Annotated in this window: 17 protein-coding genes; 8 read left to right on the top strand and 9 right to left on the bottom strand. The window is 72.2% G+C overall.

Annotated features, from left to right (window positions below; genetic code table 11):
* Nucleotides 1–8 precede the first annotated feature (8 nt).
* Nucleotides 9–938, bottom strand: a complete 930-nt coding sequence (locus ACIBH3_RS00550; protein ID WP_396309617.1) for an ABC transporter substrate-binding protein — start codon at nt 936–938, stop codon at nt 9–11.
* Nucleotides 939–1,340: 402 nt separating this feature from the next.
* Nucleotides 1,341–2,291 carry an ABC transporter substrate-binding protein gene (locus tag ACIBH3_RS00545; RefSeq protein ID WP_396309616.1) on the bottom strand — a complete coding sequence of 317 codons (951 nt, stop codon included), beginning with the start codon at nt 2,289–2,291 and terminating at the stop codon, nt 1,341–1,343.
* A gap of 599 nt (nt 2,292–2,890) precedes the next feature.
* Here ACIBH3_RS00545 and ACIBH3_RS00540 point away from each other — a divergent pair.
* A complete protein-coding gene (locus tag ACIBH3_RS00540; RefSeq protein WP_396309615.1) occupies nt 2,891–4,087 on the top strand; it encodes an NADP-dependent malic enzyme in 1,197 nt (398 codons plus the stop codon).
* A gap of 119 nt (nt 4,088–4,206) precedes the next feature.
* The gene (locus ACIBH3_RS00535; protein WP_396309614.1) at nt 4,207–5,169 is read left to right on the top strand and encodes a zinc-binding dehydrogenase; all 963 of its coding nucleotides are present in this window, start codon (nt 4,207–4,209) and stop codon (nt 5,167–5,169) included.
* 137 nt (nt 5,170–5,306) lie between these two features.
* On the opposite strand, the gene ACIBH3_RS00530 is transcribed toward ACIBH3_RS00535, so the two are convergent.
* From ACIBH3_RS00530 to ACIBH3_RS00500, 7 genes are all read right to left on the bottom strand, one after another.
* Nucleotides 5,307–6,368 carry a PadR family transcriptional regulator gene (locus ACIBH3_RS00530; protein WP_396309613.1) on the bottom strand — a complete coding sequence of 354 codons (1,062 nt, stop codon included), beginning with the start codon at nt 6,366–6,368 and terminating at the stop codon, nt 5,307–5,309.
* A 1-nt stretch (nt 6,369) separates the two neighbouring features.
* Nucleotides 6,370–7,266 (bottom strand): DUF4097 family beta strand repeat-containing protein, encoded by an 897-nt coding sequence (locus ACIBH3_RS00525; protein ID WP_396309612.1) that lies wholly within the window; start codon nt 7,264–7,266, stop codon nt 6,370–6,372.
* A gap of 208 nt (nt 7,267–7,474) precedes the next feature.
* Nucleotides 7,475–7,654 carry a DUF6104 family protein gene (locus tag ACIBH3_RS00520; protein ID WP_030235677.1) on the bottom strand — a complete coding sequence of 60 codons (180 nt, stop codon included), beginning with the start codon at nt 7,652–7,654 and terminating at the stop codon, nt 7,475–7,477.
* A gap of 52 nt (nt 7,655–7,706) precedes the next feature.
* Complete coding sequence (locus tag ACIBH3_RS00515) at nt 7,707–9,659, bottom strand: serine/threonine-protein kinase (RefSeq protein ID WP_396309611.1); 1,953 nt, start codon at nt 9,657–9,659, stop codon at nt 7,707–7,709.
* 320 nt (nt 9,660–9,979) lie between these two features.
* Nucleotides 9,980–13,741 (bottom strand): multifunctional oxoglutarate decarboxylase/oxoglutarate dehydrogenase thiamine pyrophosphate-binding subunit/dihydrolipoyllysine-residue succinyltransferase subunit, encoded by a 3,762-nt coding sequence (locus ACIBH3_RS00510; RefSeq protein WP_396309610.1) that lies wholly within the window; start codon nt 13,739–13,741, stop codon nt 9,980–9,982.
* Nucleotides 13,742–14,077: 336 nt separating this feature from the next.
* Nucleotides 14,078–15,208, bottom strand: coding sequence for a sensor histidine kinase (locus ACIBH3_RS00505; RefSeq protein ID WP_396309609.1), 1,131 nt, complete (start codon nt 15,206–15,208; stop codon nt 14,078–14,080).
* 170 nt (nt 15,209–15,378) lie between these two features.
* On the bottom strand, nt 15,379–16,116 hold the full coding sequence (locus tag ACIBH3_RS00500; RefSeq protein ID WP_396309608.1) for a response regulator transcription factor: 738 nt from the start codon (nt 16,114–16,116) through the stop codon (nt 15,379–15,381).
* A 577-nt stretch (nt 16,117–16,693) separates the two neighbouring features.
* Here ACIBH3_RS00500 and ACIBH3_RS00495 point away from each other — a divergent pair.
* The 6 genes from ACIBH3_RS00495 (at nt 16,694) to ACIBH3_RS00470 (ending at nt 24,531) form a co-directional block, all read left to right on the top strand.
* Entirely contained in the window at nt 16,694–17,470 is a 777-nt protein-coding gene (locus ACIBH3_RS00495; RefSeq protein ID WP_396309607.1) for a rhomboid-like protein, read from the top strand.
* Nucleotides 17,471–17,762: 292 nt separating this feature from the next.
* On the top strand, nt 17,763–20,156 hold the full coding sequence (lon, locus tag ACIBH3_RS00490; protein WP_396309606.1) for an endopeptidase La: 2,394 nt from the start codon (nt 17,763–17,765) through the stop codon (nt 20,154–20,156).
* Between the two features lie 376 nt (nt 20,157–20,532).
* A complete protein-coding gene (locus ACIBH3_RS00485) occupies nt 20,533–21,048 on the top strand; it encodes a GtrA family protein (protein ID WP_396309605.1) in 516 nt (171 codons plus the stop codon).
* 71 nt (nt 21,049–21,119) lie between these two features.
* Entirely contained in the window at nt 21,120–22,343 is a 1,224-nt protein-coding gene (locus tag ACIBH3_RS00480; protein WP_396309604.1) for an ROK family protein, read from the top strand.
* A gap of 68 nt (nt 22,344–22,411) precedes the next feature.
* Nucleotides 22,412–22,861 carry a MarR family winged helix-turn-helix transcriptional regulator gene (locus tag ACIBH3_RS00475; RefSeq protein WP_396309603.1) on the top strand — a complete coding sequence of 150 codons (450 nt, stop codon included), beginning with the start codon at nt 22,412–22,414 and terminating at the stop codon, nt 22,859–22,861.
* 113 nt (nt 22,862–22,974) lie between these two features.
* On the top strand, nt 22,975–24,531 hold the full coding sequence (locus ACIBH3_RS00470; protein WP_396309602.1) for an MDR family MFS transporter: 1,557 nt from the start codon (nt 22,975–22,977) through the stop codon (nt 24,529–24,531).
* The last annotated feature ends 31 nt before the right edge of the window (nt 24,532–24,562 follow it).

Below are 24,562 nucleotides of genomic sequence, written 5' to 3'. Positions count from 1 at the left end.
GGCGAGGATCAGCTGGTGGCGCCGTTGAGCTGCGCCTTGTCGATCGCGCCCGCCTCGACACCCCACTTCTGCAGGATCTGCTTGTAGGTGCCGTCGTCCATCAGCGACTGCACCGCGCCCTGGACCGCCGGGGTGAGCGCCGAGCCCTTGGCCAGCGCGATGCCGTACGGGGCCGAGTCGGTGGTGGCGCCGAGCTTCTCCAGCTGGCCGCCGGTCTGCTTCAGCGCGTAGTCGATGACCGGGGAGTCGGCCAGCATCACCTGGTCGCGGCCGGAGACCACGGCGTTGGTGACGTCCGTCTGGAGGTCGAACTTGTCGCCGTCGTTGGGGACGGGCGGCTTGCCGGCCTTGGCGCAGGCCGGGTTGATCACCTCGGTGATCTGGGTGGCCTGGGTGGTGCCGGTCTGCACGGCGACCTTCTTGCCGCACAGGTCGTCCGCGGAGATCTTGTCCGGGTTGCCCTTCTTGACGGCGGCACCGGTGCCCGCGATGAAGTAGGTGACCATGTCGACCTGCTGCTCGCGCTCCTTGGTGTCCGTGAAGGAGCTCATGCCGAGCTGGTACTTGTTGGCGCCGATGCCGGGGATGATCGCGGTGAAGCCGGCGTTCTGGACCTCGGCCTTGAGGCCGAGCTTGGCCGCGACGGCGTTGGCCAGGTCGACGTCCATGCCGACGATGTTGCCCTTGTCGTCCTGGAACTCGTTGGGCGCGTACGAGGCGTCAGAGCCGATGATCACCTTGCCGCTCGACTTCACGTCGGCCGGTACGAGCGAGGTGAGCTTCTCGTCGGCCTTGACCGAGGCCACCGAGGTGCTCGGGTTCGGGGCGCTGCTGGAGGTGGAGCCGCCGCTGCTGCCGCACGCGGTCAGGGCCAGGGAAGCGGTCGCGAGGACGGCACAGGCTGCGAGGAGGCGGGTGCGCGGGGTGCGAGACGTCATGAGGGGGTTCTCCTCCTGGAGGGAGAGCATCGGGCGGAGCACGCCGCCGGGGGAGCGGCGCACCGGGTCCGGCAGCCCGTACAGCGCTGTACGGGCTGTGTCGTACGGGCCGAGCGGGTCGTGCAGGGGTCTGCAGGTGCAGGGGGTGGTGCCTGGTAGTGCGTCCTCCACCCTCCGCCGAGGTGGGCCTGGACCGGACCGCACCGACCGGTGGCCGAGTCGTTCCGAGTTGGGGGGAATCCTGCCATCTGATGACGGTCGGATGGCCCCTATCCAGATCAAAATCGGATAACGGGGGGCCTAGCTATCCGCTATTCGGACGAATTCCGTTCCCCTGTCACCCTTTGTATAAGTATGCAGACCCTCTGCCGTCGCGCCCGGAGGCATGCCCGCGCGGATGCCTCAGATGCCCCCGTTGATCACCGCCGCCTGGGCCGCGCCGGCGCTGACGTTCCACTTGGCCAGGATCTTGTCGTACTCGCCGCTGCGGATGAGCTGGTCGACGGCCTTGGCCATCATGTCCCGGACCTCGGTGTTGGTCTTGGAGACGGCGATCCCGTACGGGCTGGACGCCGACTGCGAGCCGGTCACCTGGAACCGGTTGCCGTTCTCGACGGTCTTGGCGGCGTACGCGGCCACCGGGAAGTCGTTGAACACGGCCACGGCGGCGCCGGAGACGACATCGGCCATCGCCTTGCCGTCGCTGTCGAACTTGTGCACCTGGAGCGGCTTGCCGAGCCGGGTGCAGGCGCCGACCTGGCGGTCGATGATCTCGTCCTGGGTGGTGCCCTGCTGGAGCGAGACGGTCATCCCGCAGAGGTCGTCCAGGGTCCTGATGTTCTTGGGGTTGCCCTTCTGCACCAGCATCGAGGTGCCGGCGATGAAGTAGTCCACGAAGTCGACGCCCTTGGTGACCGGCTTGCCCTTGTCGTCGGTGCCCTCGCGGCGCTGGCGGGTGTCGCTGATGGCCGACATCGCGACGTCGAACTGCTTGTTCTCCAGGCTCGGGAGCAGCTTGTCGAAGGGCGTGTCGACGATCTCGATGCGCAGGTTCAGGACCTTGCCGAGCGCCTCGGCGATGTCCGGGTCCAGGCCCTGCGGCTTGCCGTCGGAGCCGCGGAACTCCACGGGCGCGTAGTTGAGGTCCGAGCCGATCTTCAGTACTCCGGCGGCGCGCATGGCCTGCGGCACCTTGCCGCGGACCTCCTCGGCCGGGTCCTTCTTGGCCTCGCCGCCGTTGCCGCCGCAGGCGCTCAGGAGCAGGGCGGTTGCGGTGGTGAGTGCGGCGACGGTGGGCATGCTGCGGTGCCCGCGACGGTGCCCGGAGGCCTGCGGGGTGGTACGGCGGTGCATGGTGGTGCTCCTCCTGTGGGAGAGGTCGTGCCACCTGGCCGACGCGTGGTTGGGTGGGCGGTGGCGAAGTTGGATCCTCCCATCCCGCTCTGATGGGCCGGGCGGCGGGTGTGTCAGAATCTGGTAGCGGGTGACCCCCGATGCCGAACACAGACCGCCGGATCCCCCCTTCCACCGTGCGCAGGGGTCGGACCCGGGGTGCGTATGGACCGGAAGTCCGAACGCCGACTCCGTAGCCGAAGCACCAGCTCCCCTTCGGGTCTGCGTTCACTCCTGCGAGTACGTGTGCTCGCATCCCCTCGCCGGCGCCGGACCTGGGTGTTTCCAAAACCTGGAGCTTTCGTCAAGTGGCCGACAAAGGGATGAAGAGTGCGCGACGAGGACAAAAAGGCATAGGTGCGATGCCTTCGTCCGACCTACGCTCGGCCCGGAAGCACAGCGCAGACAGAACTCAACTACCCTCACCCCGAGGGCGCCGCCCGACGGCAGCGCCCCGATCCCGCCCCGGGTCCGCTCGCGCGTACCCGGCTTCTGCATCCCCGGCGGGGTCGTCCGCCCGTCGGCCGCGCGCTCTCGCTGATCATGACGAAGAGGTCATCGTGGCAGCGGAGATCATCCAGACCAACACCCAGGACACCGACGACCCCGTCGACGCCGTGTTCGCGCTCCACCGCGGCGGCAAGATGGAGGTCCGGGCCACGGTGCCGGTCCGCGACGCGGACGACCTGTCCCTCGCCTACACGCCCGGCGTGGCCCGGGTCTGCACCGCGATCGCCGAGCAGCCCGAGCTGGTGAACGACTACACCTGGAAGTCCAACGTGGTGGCGGTCGTCACCGACGGCACCGCGGTGCTGGGCCTCGGCGACATCGGCCCGGAGGCCTCGCTGCCCGTGATGGAGGGCAAGGCGATCCTGTTCAAGCAGTTCGGCGGCGTCGACGCCGTGCCGATCGCGCTGGCCTGCACCGACGTGGACGAGATCGTCGAGACCGTGGTCCGGATGGCGCCCTCCTTCGGCGGCGTCAACCTGGAGGACATCTCCGCCCCGCGCTGCTTCGAGATCGAGCGCCGGCTCCAGGACGCCCTGGACATCCCGATCTTCCACGACGACCAGCACGGCACCGCGATCGTCTCCACCGCCGCGCTGTGGAACGCCGCCAAGGTCACCGGCCGGGAGATCGGCGACCTGCGCGCCGTCATCTCCGGCGCCGGCGCCGCCGGCATCGCCATCGCCAAGATGCTGGTCGCCGCCGGCATCGGCGACGTGGCCGTCTGCGACCGCCGCGGCGTGGTGTACGAGGGCCGGGGCGACCTCACCGACGTCAAGGCCGAGATCGCCGCGATCACCAACCGGGCCGGCCTCAAGGGCTCGCTGGCCGACGCCCTGAACGGCGCCGACGTCTTCATCGGCGTCTCGGGCGGCACCGTGCCCGAGGAGGCCGTCGCCACCATGGCCGAGGGCTGCTTCATCTTCGCGATGGCCAACCCCAACCCGGAGATCCACCCCGAGGTCGCGCACAAGTACGCCGCCGTGGTCGCCACCGGGCGCAGCGACTTCCCGAACCAGATCAACAACGTGCTGGCGTTCCCCGGCATCTTCGCCGGCGCGCTCCAGGTCCGGGCCACCCGGATCACCGAGGGCATGAAGCTGGCCGCCGCCCAGGCGCTGGCCGGCGTCGTCGCCGACGAGCTGACGGCGCAGAAGGTCATCCCCTCGCCGTTCGACGAGCGCGTCGCCCCGGCCGTGACCAAGGCCGTCGCCGAGGCCGCCCGCGCCGAGGGCGTCGCCCGGCGGTAGTACCCGCGTTCGTACGCGGTCGCACGCGTGCGGGCAGGCGGGCCGTGGCCCGGACACGCGGTGGAGGTCACACCGCCGCGTGGTTCCGGGCCGCGGCCCGCGCCGCTATCGTCCGGACCATGTTTGCTGCCTATGCCGCCCGCATCGACGCCACCGACCCGCTGAGCGCGCTGGAGCTGGGCGAGCTCCCCGAGCCGCAGGCCCGCCCCGGCTGGAGCGTGGTCACCGTCCGGGCCGCCAGCCTCAACCACCACGACCTGTGGTCCCTGCGCGGCGTCGGGCTGCCCGCGGAGCGGCTGCCGATGATCCTCGGCTGCGACGCCGCCGGCATCGACGAGCACGGCAACGAGGTGGTCATCCACTCGGTGATCGGCCAGAGCGGGCACGGCGTGGGCCCCGACGAGCCGCGCTCCATCCTGACCGAGCGTTACCAGGGCACCTTCGCCGAGCGCGTCGCCGTGCCGACCTGGAACCTGCTGCCCAAGCCCGCCGAACTCTCCTTCGCCGAGGCCGCCTGCCTGCCCACCGCCTGGCTGACGGCGTACCGGATGCTCTTCACCAACGCCGGGGTGCGCCCGGGTGACACCGTGCTGGTGCAGGGCGCCGGCGGCGGGGTGTCGACCGCGCTGGTGGTGCTCGCCAAGGCCGCCGGGCTGCGGGTGTGGGTCACCGGCCGGGACGAGGTCAAGCGGGCCCGGGCCGTCGAGCTCGGCGCCGACGCGGCCTTCGAGAGCGGCGCCCGGCTGCCCGAACGGGTGGACGCGGTGATGGAGACCGTCGGCGCCGCCACCTGGTCCCACTCCGTCAAGTCGCTGCGCCCCGGCGGGACGATCGTCATCTCCGGCGCCACCTCGGGTGCCAACCCGAGCGCCACCGAGCTCAACCGGATCTTCTTCCTGGAGCTCAAGGTGGTCGGCTCGACCATGGGCAGCAAGGACGAGCTGGCCGGGCTGCTCGCGCTCTGCGCCAACAGCGGCATCCGGCCGGTGATCGACTCCGTGCTGCCGCTGACCGAGGCGAGGGAGGGCTTCGCACGGCTGGCCAAGGGCGACGTCTTCGGGAAGATCGTCCTGACCCCGTGACCCCGTGACCCCGTGACCCCGTGGCTCCCTGACCTCCGGACCTCCGGACCTCCTGACCTCCGGAATCCCCGGGACACACTTCCGGGCCCGCCGCCCCGAGGGGAGCGACGGGCCCGGAAGTGCGCCCGGCCGGGCGGCTAGCCCAGCAGGCCGCGCAGCCGCTCGGCGGCGGTGCCCAGCACCGACCGGGACTGCGCCAGCTGAGCGGCCGTCACGCCGCCGTCCCGGGCCGCGTCCCTGACCTGGTCGCGGAAGCGGTCCAGCAGCCGCTCCAGCTCGCGGGCCGGGTCGCCCGCGGGGTCGGTGGCCGTCCACGCCGGAAGGTCGGCGGGCGCCGGACTCTCGTCCTTGTCCAGGTCGATCCGGGTGACCGTGATCTCCTCGCCCGCGGCGGCGGATCCGGCCGGGGCCGCACCCGGCTCGGCCGGAGCCTGCGGGTGGTGGCCCCACCTGGCGGCGTCCGCGAGGCCCGACAGCCCCTTGGTCAGCTCCGACAGGCCCTCGGCCAGACCCGTCGGCCAGTCGCCCTTCGCGGCGTGCTCGCGTACCTGCTGCTCCACCCGGCGCTTGATCCGCAGCGCCTCGGCCTGCGCCGCGGTACGCGCCGCCCGGGACTGCTCGCGCAGCCGGCGGGCCTCCTCCTCGGCGGCCTTCGCCTTGGCCTTGGCGGCCTTCTCTTGCTCCTTGGCCCGCTTGGCCTGCTCCTTGGCCTGCGCCTTGAACTGGGCGAACTCCTCCTTGGCCCGCTGCCAGGCGTCCTTGTCGCCCCACGGCCCGGCCCAGGGATCCCCGCCGCCGGCGGGCTCGGCCCGCGGGGCCTGCCTGGCCGCGCCCCAGAGCTCCTCGCGCAGGTCCTTGGCGCTGTCCCGGACGTCCTCGCGGATCGCCCCGGCCAGCTGGGCCACCGAGTCCCGGATCTCCACCTCCAGCTCGGCGATCTCACCCTGACGCTCGGCCAGTTCGGTGCGCCCGGCGTCGGTGAGCCGGTAGATCTTGCGCCCGCCCTCGGTGCTGTGCGTGACCAGGCCCTCCTTCTCCAGCTTGGCGAGCCGCGGGTACACGGTGCCGGCGGACGGCGCGTACAGGCCCTCGAAGCGCTCCTCCAGCAGGCGGATCACCTCGTAGCCGTGCCGGGGTGCCTCGTCCAGCAGCTTCAGCAGGTAGAGGCGCAGCCGGCCGTGACCGAAGACGGGGCTCATGTCAGGCCTCCTTGGTGAGGTCGGGGCCGGCCGGGAGCTCCTTGACGACGGCCGGGCCGTCCTCGTCGGTGTCCGGGCGGCGCAGCACCGTGATGGCGCCGGAGACGGTGGTGACGACCAGGCTGCCCTTGCCGGAGCCGAGCTGGCCGGAGAGCCGCTTGGATCCCCAGCTGCCGCCGACCGCGAGCTCCTCGAAGGTGCTGGACACGTCGCCGCTGTTGGTACCCGCCTCGACCTTGGCGTCGGCGAGGGAGGGCAGCCGGATGCCGACCGCGCCGCTGACGGTGTTGACCTTGATGTCCGTCGGGGTCTCGACGTCGAGGTCCAGGGTGATGGCCCCGCTGACGGTGTGGGCCTGCACCTTGTCGGCGGTGCCGGCGACGACGGTGAGCGGCCCGGAGACGGTCTTGACCCGCAGTTCGCCGGAGACGGACTGGGCGTCGATGTCGCCGGAGACGGTGTGGGCCTCGATCCGGCCGGAGAGGCCGACCAGGGTCGCCCCGCCGCTCGCGCCGTGCACGGAGACGGGACCGGCGATCCCGGAGATGGTGGTGCCCGCCGAGACGGTGCCGACCTTGACCTCGGAGCCGGCCGGGACGGCCAGCGAGACCACCGCGCGGTGCTTGCGCCGCAGCGAGGAGAAGAGCGACTTGACCGACTCCACGGACTTCACCGACTCGGTGAACTCGCCCCAGCTGAAGTCCTTGTAGGTGACCGTCAGAACGCCGTCCACCAGGGTCACGTGCAGCGGCTCGCCCTCCAGCTCGGTGACCTCCAGCCGGGCCGGGCCCTCGGCGGCGACCACGTTCACGGCGCCGGCGACGACTCGCACGTGCAGCGCGCTGACCGGTTCGTCGATGGTGATCCTGTCGGGCCCGCTGATCGTCCACTGGCTCATGGTGTGCCGCCTCCCGTTGGAATTCGCGATGTATCGCGTTCTCTCGATTAACACGATATATCGCGTGCCGGGGAAGTCAAGCGGTCGCGTGGGCCCGGTACGCACCGGCGTCGGGTACCGCACCGGCCGCCGGGTACGCGAAAGGTCCGGGAGGCGGTTGCCTCCCGGACCTTTCGGCTCGGCTGCGGCCCAGCTGTGGCCCGGTCGCCTACTCGTCGTCCTCGTCGTCGAGCCTGGCCAGCCAGGTGGCCAGCCGCTCGACCGGGATCTCGAAGTCCGGGTTGAGGTCGACGAACTCACGCAGACGCTCGGCCAGCCACTCGAAGGTGACCTCCTCGTCGCCGCGCCGGCTCTCCAGCTCCTCGATGCCGCGGTCGGTGAAGTACACGGTGCGCTCCGGTCCGAAGGGATTTCGACCAGGTCAGGATAGACCGGAAGGATCAGCCGTCGTTGCGGTAGTAGGTCAGGGAGACCTTCACCTCGCCGGTGCTGGTGTTGCCCCGCTCGACGATCTTGCCGATCAGCACTCCGAGGTTGGCGCGGTTGCGCAGGCAGAACGGCTTGCCGGGCGGCAGGTTGGCGTACTTCAGATCGGCCACCGGCTCGGTGTCGATGGCCGCGGAGCACTGCTCGGGGGTGAGCGTGGTGTCGTGGCTGATGAAGGCGTCCGAGGCGCCGTCCCAGTCGAACCCGCTGTAGCCGGGGTTCAGCGACCACGGCGGGTTGATCGAGTTCGACACGACCTTCCCGGCCATCAGGTCGAAGTTGTAGCTGGTGCTGGGGGCGAAGAGCTCCACGTCGGCGTAGACCTTGGTGTAGACCGCGGTCCGGGGCGTGCTCGCGGTCGCACTCGGCGAGTGCGAGGCGGTGGCCTTCGGGCTGGACCCGGTCTTGCCGGTGCTCGCCGAAGGACTGCTGCTCGGGGAGGGGCTGCTCGGTGCGGGGCCGTCGGCGGCCTGGCTCTGGGTGGGGGCGGCCTGGGGGTTGGACGTGTTGGCGGCCGGGGTGCCCGCGGAGGCGGAGGAGGAGCTGTCCTTCTTGTCGTCCAGCTTCTTGACCAGCACCACGCCACCGGCCGTGCCGCCGACCGCCATCACCAGGGCGACGGTCAGCAGTACCTTCCAGGAGACGCCCTTGCGCCTCGGCTCCGGCGCCGCGGCGGGCACGGTGGCGACCACCGGGCCGGGCGGCGGGGTGTCGAAGTTCGGCGGGTCCTGGCGCAGCTGCACGGTGGGCGGCGCCGACAGCACCGGGCCGGTCGGGGCCTCGTTGGCGGGCTGCGGCACGCCGTACGCGCCGAGCGGCGGGGGGACGAAACCGGCCGGGGGCTGCCCGGGGTGCTGCGGCGGGGCCGCGAACGACGGCGCGGTGGCCGGTGCGGTCGGCGGGCCGGCCGGTGCCGGCGGGGTGGTCGGCGGGCCGGCCGGGGGCACCGGCAGCGGGGTCGGCGGGGTCTTGGGGAGGTCCGAGCGGCGGGTGATCTCGGTGTTGATCTGCCGCGGCAGCCAGTCGTCGCCGAACCGCAGCTGGCCGCCGACCGAGGGGTGGTTGCGGGCGATCTCGATGATCTCGGCGGGCTTGGGCCGGTCCTCCGGGGACTTGGCCAGGCAGCGCAGCAGCAGTTCGCGCAGGTCGGCCGGGACACCGTCGAGCTCCGGCGGCTCGTGCACCACCCGGTAGAGCACGGCCGTCTCCGGCCCCTCACCGAACGGCGGGGCGCCGCCCGCGACGTACGCCGCCAGCGCGCCGAGCGCGAAGACGTCGGTGGCCGGGGTGACCGACCGGCCCTGGGCCTGCTCGGGGGCCATGAAGGCGGGCGAGCCGATCCGGAACCCGGTGCCGGTCAGGGCGGTGGCGTCGGCGGCCCTGGCGATGCCGAAGTCGATCACGCGCGGGCCGTCGCCGGCCACCAGGACGTTGGCGGGCTTGAGGTCTCGGTGCACCACCTCGACGCTGTGGATGGCCTGGAGCGCCTCGGCGATACCGCCCATCAACAGCAGCACGGTACGGATCGGCAGCGCGCCGTGCTCCCGGATCACCTGCTGCAGGGAGGGGCCCGGTACGTACGCGGTGACCAGCCAGGGCGCGTCCGCGTCCAGCCCGGAGTCGATCACCTGCGCGGTGTACAGCCCGTGGATACGCTGGGCGTTCCTGACCTCCTGGCCGAAGCGCCGCCGGAACTCCGGGTCCTCGGCGAACTCCGGACGCACCACCTTGAGCGCCACCGGGCGCCCGCCCGGCGTGTACGAGAGATAGACCCGGCCCATCCCGCCCGCACCCAGCCGGGCGAACAGCCGGTACCCGCCCACCTCGCGCGGATCCTCGGGCAGCAGGGGCTGGAATACGGGAGGCAGCGGCGGGGAGGCGGAGTCCCTGGGCGTGTCGGCGGTCATGCGGGTGTTCCCCCTGGATGTGGTGAGGTACGGCCACCGGCGAGCGGGTGAGCGCACGTCAGCAGCGGTGTGACGCCCCATAACCTATCGATCCGTCGTGCGTCGCCGCATGCCGCCGGTCATTTGGTTGCAGAGCTGCGACCTTGCCGGCCGCCGCGGCCGGATCCGTGCGCCCGGAAGCGCCCGGAAGCGCCCGGGAGCACCTGGGGGCACCTGGGGCACGCGGGCGCCGGGGGGCGGGGGAGGGGCGAAACGAAACGCCCCGGCCCGGGCTCCGCTGAGCGGAACCCGGGCCGGGGGCCGAGATGACTGACGGAACGTCAGAGGGTGAAGATCTCCTCCAGCAGCGCCTGCTGCTCGGCGGCGTGCCGCTTGGCCGAGCCGACCGCCGGGGCGGAGGACGCGGTGCGGGCCACCCGGCGCAGCCGGGACTCGCCGCCGGCGCGGCCGACGACGACCTGGAGGTGGTCGACCAGGTTCATCGCGATGAACGGCCAGGCACCCTGGTTGGCCGGCTCCTCCTGCGCCCAGACGAACTGGACGTCGTTGCCGTACTTGGCCAGCTCCTCCTGGAGCTCGGCCACCGGCAGCGGGTAGAGCCGCTCGACCCGGACGATCGCCGTGTCGGTGACACCGCGCTCGGCGCGGGCCGCCGCCACGTCGTAGTAGAACTTGCCGGCGGTGATGACCACCTTGCGCACGTTCGCCGGGTCGACGGTGGTGTCACCGATGACCGGGCGGAACGAGCCGGAGGTGAACTCCTCCGTGGCACTCGCCGCGGCCTTCAGACGCAGCATCGACTTCGGGGTGAAGACGATCAGCGGCTTGTGGTGCGGGTTGTGCGTCTGCCAGCGCAGCAGGTGGAAGTAGTTCGACGGCAGGGTCGGCATCGCGACCGTCATGTTGTTCTGCGCGCACAGCTGCAGGAAGCGCTCGGGGCGGGCGGACGAGTGGTCCGGCCCCTGGCCCTCGTAGCCGTGCGGCAGCAGCAGGGTGACGCCGGAGTGCTGGCCCCACTTCTGCTCGGCGGAGGCGATGTACTCGTCGACGACGGTCTGCGCGCCGTTGACGAAGTCACCGAACTGCGCCTCCCACATGACCAGCGCGTTCGGCCGGGTCAGCGAGTAGCCGTACTCGAAGCCCATCGCCGCGTACTCCGACAGCAGGCTGTCGTAGACGGTGTAGCGGGCCTGGTCCTCGGTCAGGTACAGCAGCGGGGTGTAGTCCTCGCCGGTGACCCGGTCGATCAGCACCGCGTGGCGCTGGCCGAAGGTGCCGCGGCGGCTGTCCTGGCCGGCCAGCCGGACGGGGTGGCCCTCCATCAGCAGCGAGCCGATGGCGAGCGTCTCGCCCATGGCCCAGTCGATGGTGTTGTCCTCGACCGAGGCCGAGCGGCGCTGGAGCTGCGGCAGCAGACGCGGGTGGACGGTCAGCCAGTCCGGCAGGTTGACCTGCGAGGCGGCGATCCGCTTGACCATCTCCTGGGAGATGCCGGTCTGGATGTTGACCGGGAAGTCCGCCTGCGGCTTGCCGCCGGCCGCGGTGGCCGGCGTCTGGGCCGCGTCGCGGACCTCGGAGAAGACCTTCTCCAGCTGGCCCTGGAAGTCCTGGAGCGCCTGCTCCGCCTCTTCCATGGTGATGTCGCCGCGACCGATCAGACCCTCGGTGTAGAGCTTGCGCACCGAGCGCTTCTTGTCGATCAGGTCGTACATCAGCGGCTGGGTGAACGAGGGGTTGTCGGCCTCGTTGTGACCGCGGCGGCGGTAGCAGATGAGGTCGATCACGACGTCCTTGTGGAACGCCTGGCGGAACTCGAAGGCGAGCCGCGCGACGCGGACCACGGCCTCCGGGTCGTCGCCGTTCACGTGGAAGATCGGGGCCTCGATCATGCGGGCCACGTCGGTGCAGTACATCGAGGAGCGCGAGGACGCCGGGGCGGCGGTGAAGCCGACCTGGTTGTTCACCACGATGTGCACGGTGCCGCCGGTGCGGTAGCCGCGCAGCTGCGACATGTTCAGGGTCTCCGCGACGACGCCCTGGCCGGCGAAGGCCGCGTCGCCGTGGATCTGGATCGGCAGCACCGGGAAGGTGGTGCCGCCCTGGTCCAGGATGTCCTGCTTGGCGCGGGCGATGCCCTCGACGACCGGGTCGACCGTCTCCAGGTGGGAGGGGTTCGCGGCGAGCGAGACCTTGATGGTCTCGCCGTCCAGGCCGGTGAAGGTGCCCTCGGAGCCGAGGTGGTACTTGACGTCGCCCGAGCCGTGCATCGACTTCGGGTCGAGGTTGCCCTCGAACTCGCCGAAGATCTTGCCGTACGGCTTGCCGACGATGTTGGCCAGCACGTTGAGGCGGCCGCGGTGGGCCATGCCGATGACGGCCTCGTCCAGGCGGTGCTCGGCGGCGGCGTCGATCGTCGCGTCCAGCAGCGGGATGAGCGACTCGCCGCCCTCCAGCGAGAAGCGCTTCTGGCCGACGTACTTGGTCTGCAGGAAGGTCTCGAAGGCCTCGGCGGAGTTCAGCCGGCGCAGGATGCGCAGCTGCTCCTCGCGCTCCGGCTTGGTGTACGGCTTCTCCAGGCGCTCCTGCAGCCACTTGCGCTGCTTGGGGTCCTGGATGTGCATGTACTCGATGCCGACCGTGCGGCAGTAGGTGTTGCGCAGCAGCCCGAGGATGTCGCGCAGCTTCATCATCCGCTGGCCGCCGAAGCCGCCGACCGCGAACTCGCGCTCCAGGTCCCACAGCGTCAGCCCGTGCTGGACGACGTCCAGGTCGGGGTGCTTGCGCTGCTTGTACTCCAGCGGGTCGGTGTCGGCCATCAGGTGGCCGCGCACGCGGTACGCGTGGATGAGCTCCATCACGCGGGCGGTCTTGTTGACCTCGTCCTCGTGGGTGGCGGCGACGTCGGTGGCCCAGCGGACCGGCTCGTACGGGATCCGCAGCGACTCGAAGATCTCGTCGTAGAACCCGTGGTCGCCCAGCAGCAGCTGGTGGATGGTGCGCAGGAACTCGCCCGACGCCGCGCCCTGGATGACCCGGTGGTCGTAGGTCGAGGTGAGCGTCATGATCTTGGAGATGCCGAGCTTGGCCAGGGTGTCCGGGGCGGAGCCCTGGAACTCGGCCGGGTACTCCATCGCGCCGACGCCGACGATGGTGCCCTGGTTCTGCATCAGGCGCGGCACGGAGTGCACGGTGCCGATGCCGCCGGGGTTGGTCAGCGAGACCGTGACGCCGGTGAAGTCGTCCATGGTCAGCTTGTTGGCGCGGGCCCGGCGGACGATGTCCTCGTAGGCCTGCCAGAAGCCGAAGAAGTCGAGCGTCTCGGCCTTCTTGATGGCCGCGACCACGAGCTGGCGGTCGCCGTTGGGCTTCACCAGGTCGATCGCCAGACCGAGGTTGACGTGGTCCGGCTTCACCAGGAAGGACTTGCCGTCCTTGACCACGTAGCTGTGGTTCATGCCCGGGCTGGCCTTGATGGCCTGTACCAGGGCGTACCCGATCAGGTGGGTGAAGGAGACCTTGCCGCCGCGGGCGCGCTGCAGGTGGTTGTTGATGACAATGCGGTTGTCGATCAGCAGCTTGGCCGGCACGGCCCGCACGGACGTCGCGGTGGGGACCTCCAGCGAGGCGTCCATGTTGGTGGCGACGGCCTTGGAGGGGCCGCGCAGCGGGACGAGCTCCGGGCCGGCCTCGGCAGCCGCGGGCGCGGCGGCGGGGGCCGCTGCCTTCGGGGCCGGGGGCGCGGCCGGCACCGCGGCGAGCGGTGCGGCGGCGGCCGGCGCGGCCGCGGGTGCGGCGGGCGCAGCGGCGGCCGGGGCCGCCGTCGCAGCGGCGGCAGGGGCAGGGGCGGCAACGGTGGTCGGCGTGGGGCCGACCTGGGTCGCGGCCTGGGTCACTGGAGTCACCTCGGTACCGGGCTTGTAGTCGGCGAAAAAGTCCCACCAGGCTCGGTCGACCGAGTCGGGATCCTGGAGGTACTGCTGGTAGATCTCGTCGACGAGCCACTCATTGGGTCCGAAGCCGGTGGGCTCCGGCCTGGTGCGTGGGGCCGAGCTGTTGGGGGTTTCAGGGGACTGTGGCGACACGGCGGCAACCGCCCTCTTCCGCTTCCTTTTGGGATGGTTGGACAGCGGGGATTAAGGCTACGCCCCTGACCAGTGATCGCGCAGTCCCCGGGGGCCAGGCGTCGTCCAGATCACAGTCCCGACCTGCAGTTTGGCCGAAATTGAACGTTAGAAAGTTCCACAGGTGGGGAAGCGATCGAGTCTGATCAAGGCTATTTCCCCTTCAAACTAGGACAAAGCCTACCCTTGTCGCCCTGGGGTCAGGATTCCAGGGTCCGCCGCCCTTTGTCCCACGTTTGTGACATTGGATGGCCGGGTGCGTGATCCGCGCCCGGCCCGGCCGGTCTCCGGGCCCGCTCAGCGCGGGCCGGGAAGCCGGACCTCGATCCGGCAGCCCCGGGCGGCCTCGGCCACCTCGATCTGCCCGCCGTGCAGGTCCACCGCCCAGCGCGCGATCGCCAGCCCCAGGCCGGTGCCGCCGTCGCTGCCCGGTCCCTGCGCGGTCGCGGTGCCGCTGCGGCTGAACCGCTCGAAGACCCGGTCGCGGTCCTGGAGCGGGATGCCGGGCCCCTGGTCCTCGACCTCCAACAGCAGGCCCTCGGGCTCCGTGCCGGGCCGGGCCCGGACCGTCACGGTGCCACCGGGCGGGGAGTGCTTGCAGGCGTTGTCGACCAGGTTGGCGACCACCTGGTGCAACCGCTCGGGGTCGGCGACGGCGCTCAGCCCGACCGGGCTGACCTCCAGTGCCAGGCGGACGTCGCCGCGCCGGGAGAACGCCCCGCCGGCCGTCGCGCCGTCCACGGTCACACCGCGCAGCACGCCGTCCAGGAAGGGCCGTACCTCGAAGGGGCGGGCGTCCAGCGGCACGACGCCGCCGTCCAGCTTGGAGAGGTCGAGCAGGTGCGTGACCAGCCGGCCCAGGCGCTCGGTCTGCTCCAGCGCGGCACCCAGGGTGGCCGGATTGGGCTGGACGACGCCGTCGACCACGTTCTCCAGCACGGCGCGCAGCGCGGCGATCGGTGTGCGCAGCTCGTGCGAGACGTTGGCGACCAGCTCACGGCGGTGACGGTCGGCGGCCTCCAGGTCGGCGGCCATCTTGTTGAAGGTCGCGGCCAGCTCGCCGATCTCGTCGCGGGAGGAGACCTCGACCCGGCGGCTGTAGTCGCCGCCGGCCATCGCGCGGGCGGCGGCGGTCATGTCGCGCAGCGGGGCGGTCAGCCCGTGGGCGAGGAACTGCATGAAGAGCAGGGAGGCGATCATCGAGAAGATCATGATGATCCGGATCTGGGTCTCCGACCGGATCGCGACGACCACCATGCCGGTGGCCAGGAAGACCGAGACGATCACCAGCAGGGCGAGCTTGCCCTTGATCGACCGCACCGGGTCCAGTGGCCGGATGTCGGCCCAGACGCGGCTCGCGGCCCGACTGGCCAGGCTCGGTGGGCGGGCGCCCTCGGTGTCCCCGTTGCGCTGCTGTGGAAAGGTCATGTGTCCTCTGACTGATCCCCCGTGGTGCTCGGGACGAGCGGTGCTCGGGACGCGTGGCGTTCAGGGCGCGTGGTGCCCAGGATGAGCGGCGCCCGGCGAGCGGTGCTCGGAGCGAGCGGTGCGACGGCATGGGCCCCCCGGTGGCCCAGCCGGTCGTGCGTTGCGGGCCGCTAGGCGACCGGTGCCTCCAGTGCGTAGCCGACGCCGTGCACGGTGCGGATCCAGCTCGCGCCGATCTTCCGGCGCAGCGCCTTCACGTGGCTGTCGACCGTGCGGGTGCCGGAGGCGTCCGTCCAGTCCCAGACCTCGGCCAGGAGCTGCTCACGGGTGAGCACCGCCCGCGGCTGCGCGGCGAGGCACGCCAGCAGATCGAACTCGGTCGGCGTCAGGTGGACGTCGCCGGAGGCGAGCCGTACCCGGCGCTGGACGTGGTCGATCTCCAGTTCGCCGAAGCGCAGCGAGCCGAGCGTGGGCGTCCTGGCCGCCTGCTGGGCGCGCTCGACGCGGCGCAGCAGCACGTTCACCCGGGCCGCCAGCTCGCGCATCGAGAACGGCTTGGTCATGTAGTCGTCCGCGCCGACCCCGAGGCCGACCAGCAGGTCCGTCTCGTCGTCGCGGGCGGTCAGCATCAGCACCGGGACCGGGCGCTGCGCCTGGATCCGGCGGCACACCTCCAGGCCGTCGAAGCCGGGCAGCATGATGTCGAGCACCACGAGGTCGGGCTGCCAGGTGTGGAAGCCGTCGACGGCGCCCGGGCCGTCGTGGGCCACGGCGACCTTGAAGCCCTCCGCGCCCAGCCGGGCCGCGATCGACTCGGCGATCGTGGGCTCGTCCTCCACGACCAGCACTCTGCGCTGGCTGCTCACCGCGCTGCTGGTGTTGCTGTTGTCCTGCTGTATTTCTGTCACGGTCACGCCACCGCCCCCAGGGCTGCGGGCCGGCCATCTGTGGGGATGGCGGGGCTCCGCTCGTAGTCTTGTTCCGTCGTGGACTGTGCCGGGCCGCCCGCCGTCCCTGCCCGGCGTGACAGGTGCGCAGGTGTGGGCTGCTCACCTCTCACGCACATCGCAGCGTACGGACAGCGGGTGCTTCCCGGCAGGTGGACCGGACATTTCCGACCCGTGGACCGGCCTCGTGGCCGGATCCGCGCCGCTCGGGAGAGGGCACGGGCCGATACCTTACCCGGCGAAAATATCCCCTGGAACTGTGCGTATGCCGTCGAGTTGATGGCAGACTCACGTGAAGTATTGCTACTCGTGCGTAAACAGACCGCTGGTCCGGACCAACTTCGGGCCCGTGTTCCGGGCATGCGCCCGGTGATCCTCACGGGCAATACACAGGTATCTCCCAGGTAGTGGACGTATCGTGAGCACGACAAGCTCGCCGCCGGGCATCCCGGCGGCCATGCGGGCGGCGTCAGAGGGCGCGGAGCAGGGCACCGGACGCATCGTGCGCGGCGCGCGACGGGTGCGGAGTGGAGGCGGCATGGCGGTTCCAGGGCGCGCCCCCGGACCCGACGGTGCCGCGCCGGCCGGGCCGCCGTACGGCGCGCTGCGGTACGGGCTGCGCATCGGCGTGGTCGGCTGGGTGCTGAGCCGGGTGCCGACGCCACGCCGCAACCCCTTCGCCCTCGGATACCTGGCCGTGCTCGCGGCCACCACCTGCTTCTCCTGCCTCGCCGACCCCGAGCTGGTGCGCCACCTCCAGCAGCTCTCCAGCTCGGACGGGCACAACCTGCTGCACCACCCGGTGCGCGCGCTGCTGCTGAGCGGCTTCTGGGTGGCCGGGCCGGTCTGGATGCCGTACCTGTGGGCGTTCGCCTTCACCGTCGCCCCGCTGGAGCGGCGGGTGGGGTCGGCCCGGGCGGCTGCGGTCTTCGCGGCCGGGCACGTGGCCGCCACCCTGCTCTCGCAGGCGGTGGTGCTGGTCGCGGTGTGCACCGGGCGACTGGACCCGCAGGCGCTGGACTCCCTCGACATCGGCGTCAGCTACGGCGTGCTGGCGAGCCTCGGCGCGCTCGCGGGGCTGCTCGGTCCGCGCGGGCGGCTGCTGGCGCTGGGTGGCGCGGGCCTGATGATCGTCGACCAGATCGTCTCCGACCAGGATCTGGTCACCGGGGTGGGGCACCCCGCCGCGCTGCTGGTCGGGATCTCGCTCTGGCGCTGGCTGCGGCGGGGGCCCGGCCGGCCCACCCGGGCGCGCGGGCCGAAGCGGGTGCAGTCCGCGCGGCGCGGGCGGGCGGCGGTCCTCGACCGGGCGTAGCGGGCACGCCGGACACGTCCGGTGCGGCGGCCTGCCGGTCAGGCCCGGCGCACCGGGCGCCATGGGCTCGCCGGGTCCGGTGGTCTCCGTCGCACGCCTCGTCGGGCGTTGCCCGGCGCCTCGCCCCTCGGGCCTGCTCCCGGCCCCCCTCGAAGGTCCGTCCAGGGAGCCTTCAGAGGCCCTCTCGCCTGCGCATTCGTCCTTTCGCTCACGGCGAACAATTGCCGGGGAACAACCGGTGCCCGCCAAACCTTAGTCAGGTCAACTCAAGTTCGCTGACTGGGGAGAGATCATGGCATCGACGTCCACACCGCTCACCCTGCCCGTACTGCCGCTGGACGACGAGGTCGTCCTGCCGGGCATGGTCGTCCCGCTGGACCTGTCCGACACCGAGGTGCGCGCCGCCGTCGAGGCCGCCAGGTCGGCTGCGGCCGGCTCGGCCAAGCCCCAGGTCCTGCTGGTCCCGCGGGTGGACGGCTCGTACGCGGCGGCCGGCACGCTGGCCACCATCGAGCAGGTCGGCCGGCTCGCCGACGGGGATCCGGCCGCGCTGGTCCGCGCCGTGCGCCGGGTCAGGATCGGGGTCGGCACCACGGGCCCCGGCGCCGCGCTCTGGGTGGAGACGGCCCCGTTCCGGGAGTCCGCCGTCGGCCAGCCGCTGCCCGCCAGGGCCGCCGAGCTGGTCAAGGAGTACAAGACCCTCTCCACCCAGTGGCTGCGCAAGCGCGGCGCCTGGCAGATCGTCGACCGGGTGGCCCAGATCGAGGGCGTCGGCGAGCTCGCCGACAACATCGGCTACGCGCCGTTCGCGACCGCCGAGCAGAAGCTCAAGGTGCTCCTGGAGGCGGACCAGATCGCCCGCCTGGAGTACGCGCTGACCCTGCTGCGCGACCACCTCGCGGAGGAGGAGGTCAACGACACCATCCGCAAGGACGTCGAGGAGGGGGTCGCCAAGCAGCAGAAGGAGTTCCTGCTCCGCCGCCAGCTGGAGGCCGTCCGCAAGGAGCTGGCCGAGCTGAACGGCGAGCCGGCCGACGAGGAGGGCGACTACCGCGCCCGGGTCGAGGCCGCCGACCTGCCCGGGAAGGTCCGCGAGGCCGCCCTCAAGGAGGTCGACAAGCTGGAGCGCGCCTCCGACCAGTCGCCCGAGGGCAGCTGGATCCGCACCTGGCTGGACACCGTCCTCGAACTGCCCTGGAACGAGCGCACCGAGGACGCGTACGACATCGCCGGCGCCCGCGCGGTGCTGGACGCCGACCACGCGGGCCTGGACGACGTCAAGGACCGCATCGTCGAGTACCTGGCCGTGCGCAAGCGGCGCGAGGAGCAGGGCCTCGGCCTGGTCGGCGGGCGGCGCGGCGGTGCGGTGCTGGCGCTGGTCGGCCCGCCGGGCGTCGGCAAGACCTCGCTCGGCGAGTCCGTGGCCCGGGCGATGGGCCGCAAGTTCGTCCGGGTCGCGCTCGGCGGCGTCCGGGACGAGGCGGAGATCCGCGGCCACCGGCGCACCTACGTCGGGGCCCTGCCCGGCCGCGTCGTCCGGGCGATCCGGGAGGCCGGCTCGATGAACCCGGTGGTGCTGCTCGACGAGATCGACAAGGTCGGCTCCGACTACCGGGGAGACCCTGCGGCCGCCCTGCTGGAGGTGCTGGACCCGGCGCAGAACCACACCTTCCGCGATCACTACCTGGAGGTCGAGCTGGACCTCTCCGACGTGGTCTTCCTCGCCACCGCCAACGTGCTGGAGGCCATCCCCGAGCCGCTGCTCGACCGGATGGAGCTGGTCCGCCTGGACGGCTACACCGAGGACGACAAGATCGTCATCGCCCGGGACCACCTGCTGGGCCGGCAGCTGGAGCGGGCCGGCCTGAAACCCGAGGAGGTCACGCTCGACGAGGCGGCGCTGCGCCGGCTGGCGGGCGAGTACACCCGGGAGGCGGGCGTACGCAGTCTGGAGCGCTCGATCGCCCGGGTGCTGCGGAAGATCGCCGCGCAGAGCGAGCTCGGTGAGCGCGAGCTGCCGGTGGTGATCGGCCCCGACGACCTGCGGGCCCTGATCGGCCGCCCGCACCACGTACCGGAGGCGGCCCAGGAACCCGCCGAGCGGCGCACCGCCGTCCCCGGCGTGGCCACCGGCCTGGCGGTGACGGGCGCCGGCGGCGACGTCCTCTACATCGAGGCCTCGCTCGCCGACGCCGAGACCGGCGGCACCGGGCTCACCCTGACCGGGCAGCTGGGCGACGTGATGAAGGAGTCCGCGCACATCGCGCTCTCCTACCTGCGCTCGCGCGGCGCCGAGCTGGAGCTGCCGGTCACCTCGCTGCGCGACCGGGGCGTGCACCTGCACGTACCGGCCGGGGCCGTGCCCAAGGACGGGCCGAGTGCCGGAATCACCATGACCACCGCGCTGGCCTCGCTGCTCTCCGGGCGCAAGGTGCGCACGGACGTCGCGATGACGGGTGAGGTGTCGCTGACCGGCCGGGTGCTGCCGATAGGCGGGGTGAAGCAGAAGCTGCTCGCCGCCGACCGCGCCGGGGTCACCACGGTGATCATCCCCAAGCGCAACGAGCCGGACCTCGACGACGTCCCGGCCGAGGTGCTGGAGCGGCTGACGGTCCATCCGGTGGCCGACGTGCGCGAGGTGCTGACGCTGGCTCTGGAACCGGCGGACATGCTGGTCGCGGCGTAGCGCCCGCGGCGGCGCACAACGGCGCCCGGCGGGATCCCAGCGGACCCCGCCGGGCGCCGCCGCGCCCGGGTGCCGAAAGGGAGGAGCGACAAGCGAGCCAAGCGAGTGCCGGAGCGACGACCGTCAGCCCCGCCTCGCCCCGCTCCCACGTCTTGACGCTCACGCCGCCGGCCGCGCCCCGAGCGCCCCGGCGCCTTGACGCCCACCCCCGCCGATCGCGCCCCGAGCCGAAGGGGCGCGCCGGTGCCGAAAGGGAGGAGCGACAAGCGAGCGAAGCGAGTGCCGGAGCGCCGAGTGTCGGCGCCGGACAAGAGCGCCCCGGAGGCGAGCGGGCGCCCAAAGAAGGAACAAGCCCCCGTCGTGCGACACTGCCAAGATGCCGTCCCCCACCCAGCGAGTCCTGGCCAGAGTCCCGGCCGGAGTGCGACCGTTCCTGGTGCGGCACCGCGAACTCGTGAAGTTCCTGCTGGTCGGGGGCACCTGCTTCGCGCTGACGATGGTGATCAACCTGTCGCTGAAGCTCACCGTGCTGGAGCACAAGCCCGTGGTGGCACTGACCGTCGCCACCGTGATCGCCACCGCGCTGTCGTACGTCCTGAACCGGCAGTGGTCCTTCCGGGCGAAGGGCCGCCAGCGCGAGATGGTCCTCTTCTTCGGGGTCAGTGCCGTCGCGATCGCCGTCAACGACCTGCCGCTGATCATCTCGCGCTACGCCCTGAACCTGCGCGAGCCCGAGGTCAGCGCGCTCACCCAGGAGTTCGCCGACTTCTTCAGCGGCATGATCGTCGGGACCTTCCTGGCGATGCTCTTCCGCTTCTGGGCGATGCGGCAGTGGGTGTTCGTCCAGCGCGCCGCCGCCCGGCCCGAGCAGGAGCGGCAAGAGGCCTACTGAGCCGGGCCGCACCGGATGATCGCGGTTACCCTGCAAACGTTCGACGCCGGTCGAGGAGCAGGGTGACGGTCATGCGGGACACGGACGTGACGCGGGGCGGGCCCGCCAGCCAGCAGGGCATGCGACGTGCCAACCTCGCCCTGGTGCTCGGGCACGTGGCCCGCGAGCCGCGCTCCCGGGCCGAGCTCGCCGCGGCCACCGGCCTCACCCGCGCGGCCGTCTCCTCCCTGGCCGAGGAGCTGCTCAACACCGGGCTCCTCACCGAGAGCGGCCCGGCCGCGCCCAGCGGCAAGGTCGGCCGCCCCGGGACGGCGCTGGCCCTCGACCCGCAGGGGCCCGGCGGAATCGGCGCCGAGGTCGGCGTCGATCACCTGGCCGCCTGCGTGGTGGACCTGCGCGGCGAGGTCCGCAGCTGGCACCGGATGGAGATCCGCAACCGGGGCCGGCTGCCCGCCGCGGTGCTGGCCGACCTCGCCGAGCTGGTGCGCCGCGCCGCCGGGGAGGCCGCCCTGCACCCGGCCGGGCTCGCCCTCGCCGTACCCGGCCTGGTGGGCGCCGCCGAGGGGGTGGTGGAGCGGGCCTCCAACCTCGGCTGGGAGGGGGTGCCGGCCGCGGCCGAGCTGCGAAGCTCGCTGCGCGCCACCGGGGCGCACGAGCTCTCCGCGCTGGCGATCGACGTGGACAACGACGCCAACCTCGGCGGCCTCGCGGAGCTCTGGCTCGGCGGGCGGGCCGAGGACTTCCTCCATGTGTCGGCCGAGGCCGGCATCGGCGCGGCCGTGGTGGTCGGCGGGCGGCTGCTGCGCGGCGCCCGCGGCTACGCCGGCGAGCTGGGCCACGTACCCGTGCGGCCGGACGGTCCGCCGTGCTCCTGCGGGGCGCGCGGCTGCCTGGAGCAGTACGCAGGGGAGCGGGCGGTGCTGCGGGCGGCGGGCCTGGCGGGCGCCCCGGGGGACTGGGTGGCGCTGCTGGCCGGGCGGGCGGTGGCCGGGGACGAGAAGGTCCGGGCCGCGCTCGCCGGGGCCGGGCAGATGCTCGCCGTCGCGGTGGCCGGCGCGGTGAACCTGCTGGATCCGGCCGAGGTGGTGCTGGGCGGCGGCTACGCCGAGCTGGCGCCCTGGCTGCTGCCCGCGATGCGCGCCGAACTGGCCGCGCGGGTGGCGGTGCGCCCCTGGTCGCAGGAGTGGCTGACGGCGTCCCGGTTCGGCCGGCGCGGGCCGCTGCTGGGTGCGGCGGTGGGTGTGGTCCGGGCCGTCCTCGCCGACCCGGGCCGCTACGCCCAGGCGCGTGACTGACGAGCCGTCGTCCCGGTCCGGGGCGGGCGCCCGGCCGGCCGCGCCGTGGCCTGCGGGATACTGGCGCGGTGAATGAGGAGAAGGCCCTGCTGGCGGTCGAGCGGGAGGTGGCGCTGCTGTTCCGGCGGGGGCGGGCGAGGGTGGCGGAGCTGTCGCGCCGGGTGCACCCGCAGCTGGAGGGCACGGCGTACAGCATGCTGGCGTACATCGAGCAGGCCGGCCGGGTCCGGGTGACGGACGTCGGCGCGCACTTCGCGGTCGGCAAGGCCACGGTGAGCCGCCAGATCAAGGCGCTGGAGGAGCTCGGGCTGGTGGCCCGTGAGGTGGATCCGCTGGACCGCAGGTCGGCGCTGGTGTCACTGACCGAGGACGGCGCCGCGCGGTACCTGCGGGTGCGGGCCGCCCGGATGGAGCGCTACCGGGAGCTGATGGAGACCTGGCCGCAGGCGGATGTCGAGTGCTTCGCCGAGCTGCTGGGGCGCTTCAACGAGCTGGCCGAGGAGCCCGGCCGGAACTGATCGGTGTGCGGACGGCCGCCTTGACCCGGGCTTGAAGAAGGTTGCCTTAGTCAACCATCCTCCTTATGGTTGCTCAAGGCAACGAACTCTCGCACCAGTGCCGAAGGACCCCGATGACCGTCACCTCCACCGCCCCGCCCGGAGCCGCCGCCGACGCCACCCCGATGACGCACCGCCAGGTTCTCGAAGCCCTGTCCGGGCTGCTGCTCGGCCTCTTCGTGGCCGTGCTGTCCTCGACGGTCGTCTCCAACGCCCTGCCGCGCATCCTCACCGACCTGCACGGCGGCGAGTCCGCCTACACCTGGGTGATCACGGCCGCGCTGCTGTCGCTCACCGCCTCGACCCCGATCTGGGGCAAGCTCTCCGACCTGGTCAGCAAGAAGCTGCTGGTCCAGATCGCGCTGGTGATCTACATCCTCTCCTCGGCGCTGGCCGGCCTCTCCCAGAACACCGCCGAGCTGATCGGCTGCCGGGTGCTCCAGGGCATCGGCGCCGGCGGGGTCACCGCGCTGGCCCAGATCTGCCTGGCGGCGATGGTGCCGCCGCGCGAGCGCGGCCGCTACAGCGGCTACTTCGGCGCGGTCTTCGCGCTCGCGACCATCGGTGGCCCGCTGATCGGCGGGGTGATCGTGGACACCGGCTGGCTCGGCTGGCGCTGGTGCTTCTACGTGGGCATCCCGTTCTCGCTGCTCGCCATCCTGGTCCTGCAGCGCACCCTGAAGCTGCCGGTGGTCAGGCGCAAGGCGAAGATCGACTACCTCGGTGCGACCGTCATCACCGGCGCCGTCAGCCTGCTGATGATCTGGATCACACTGGCCGGCAAGAACTACGCCTGGCTCTCCTGGCAGACCGCGGTGATGGTCGGCGGCGGGCTGCTGCTCGGCGCCCTGGCCGTGGTCGTCGAGCGCAGGGCCGCCGAGCCGATCATCCCGCCGCACCTCTTCCGGCACCGTACGGTCACCCTGGCCGCGCTCGCCAGTGTGCTGGTCGGCGTCGGGATGTACGGCGCGACGACCTTCCTCGGCCAGTACTTCCAGCTCGCCCGTGAGAAGTCGCCCACGACGGCCGGGCTGCTCACGCTGCCGATGATCCTGGGCCTGGCGGTCTCCTCCACCGTGGCCGGCAAGCTGATCACCCGGTACGGCAGGTGGAAGGGCTTCCTGGTGGCCGGCACCTTCCTGCTGGCCGCGGGCTTCGCGCTGCTCGGCACCATCCGCTCGGACACCGGCTACGGCCCGCTCTCGCTCTACATGGCGGTGACCGGTATCGGCCTCGGCCTGACCATGCAGAACCTGGTCCTCGCGGTGCAGAACACCGTCCCGCGGCACGAGCTCGGCGCCGCCAGCTCGGTGGTCACCTTCTTCCGGACGATGGGCGGCGCGATGGGCGTCTCGGCGCTCGGCGCCCTGATGACCGACCGGGTCGGCCGCTACCTCACCGAGAACCTGGCGGCCGCGCACATCCAGGCCGGGCACGGCGGGGCGGCGCTCGGCGGCGGCGAGATCCCCGATCTGCACCGGCTGCCCGCGCCGCTCGTCCCGCTGGTGACGGACGCCTTCGGGCATGGGGTCGGCGTCGTGTTCCTGGTGGCCGCGCCGTGCGCGCTGCTGGCCTTCGTGGTGGTGCTGCTGATCCGCGAGGTGCCGCTGAAGACCGGCCGGGCGGACTGAGCCGCCCCGCCCGGGGGCGGGCGCCGGGCGG

It is taken from the genome of Kitasatospora sp. NPDC050543 (assembly GCF_044457565.1).
In the GTDB taxonomy this organism is placed as follows: domain Bacteria; phylum Actinomycetota; class Actinomycetes; order Streptomycetales; family Streptomycetaceae; genus Kitasatospora.
This window is presented reverse-complemented; position numbering and strand designations above follow the sequence as displayed.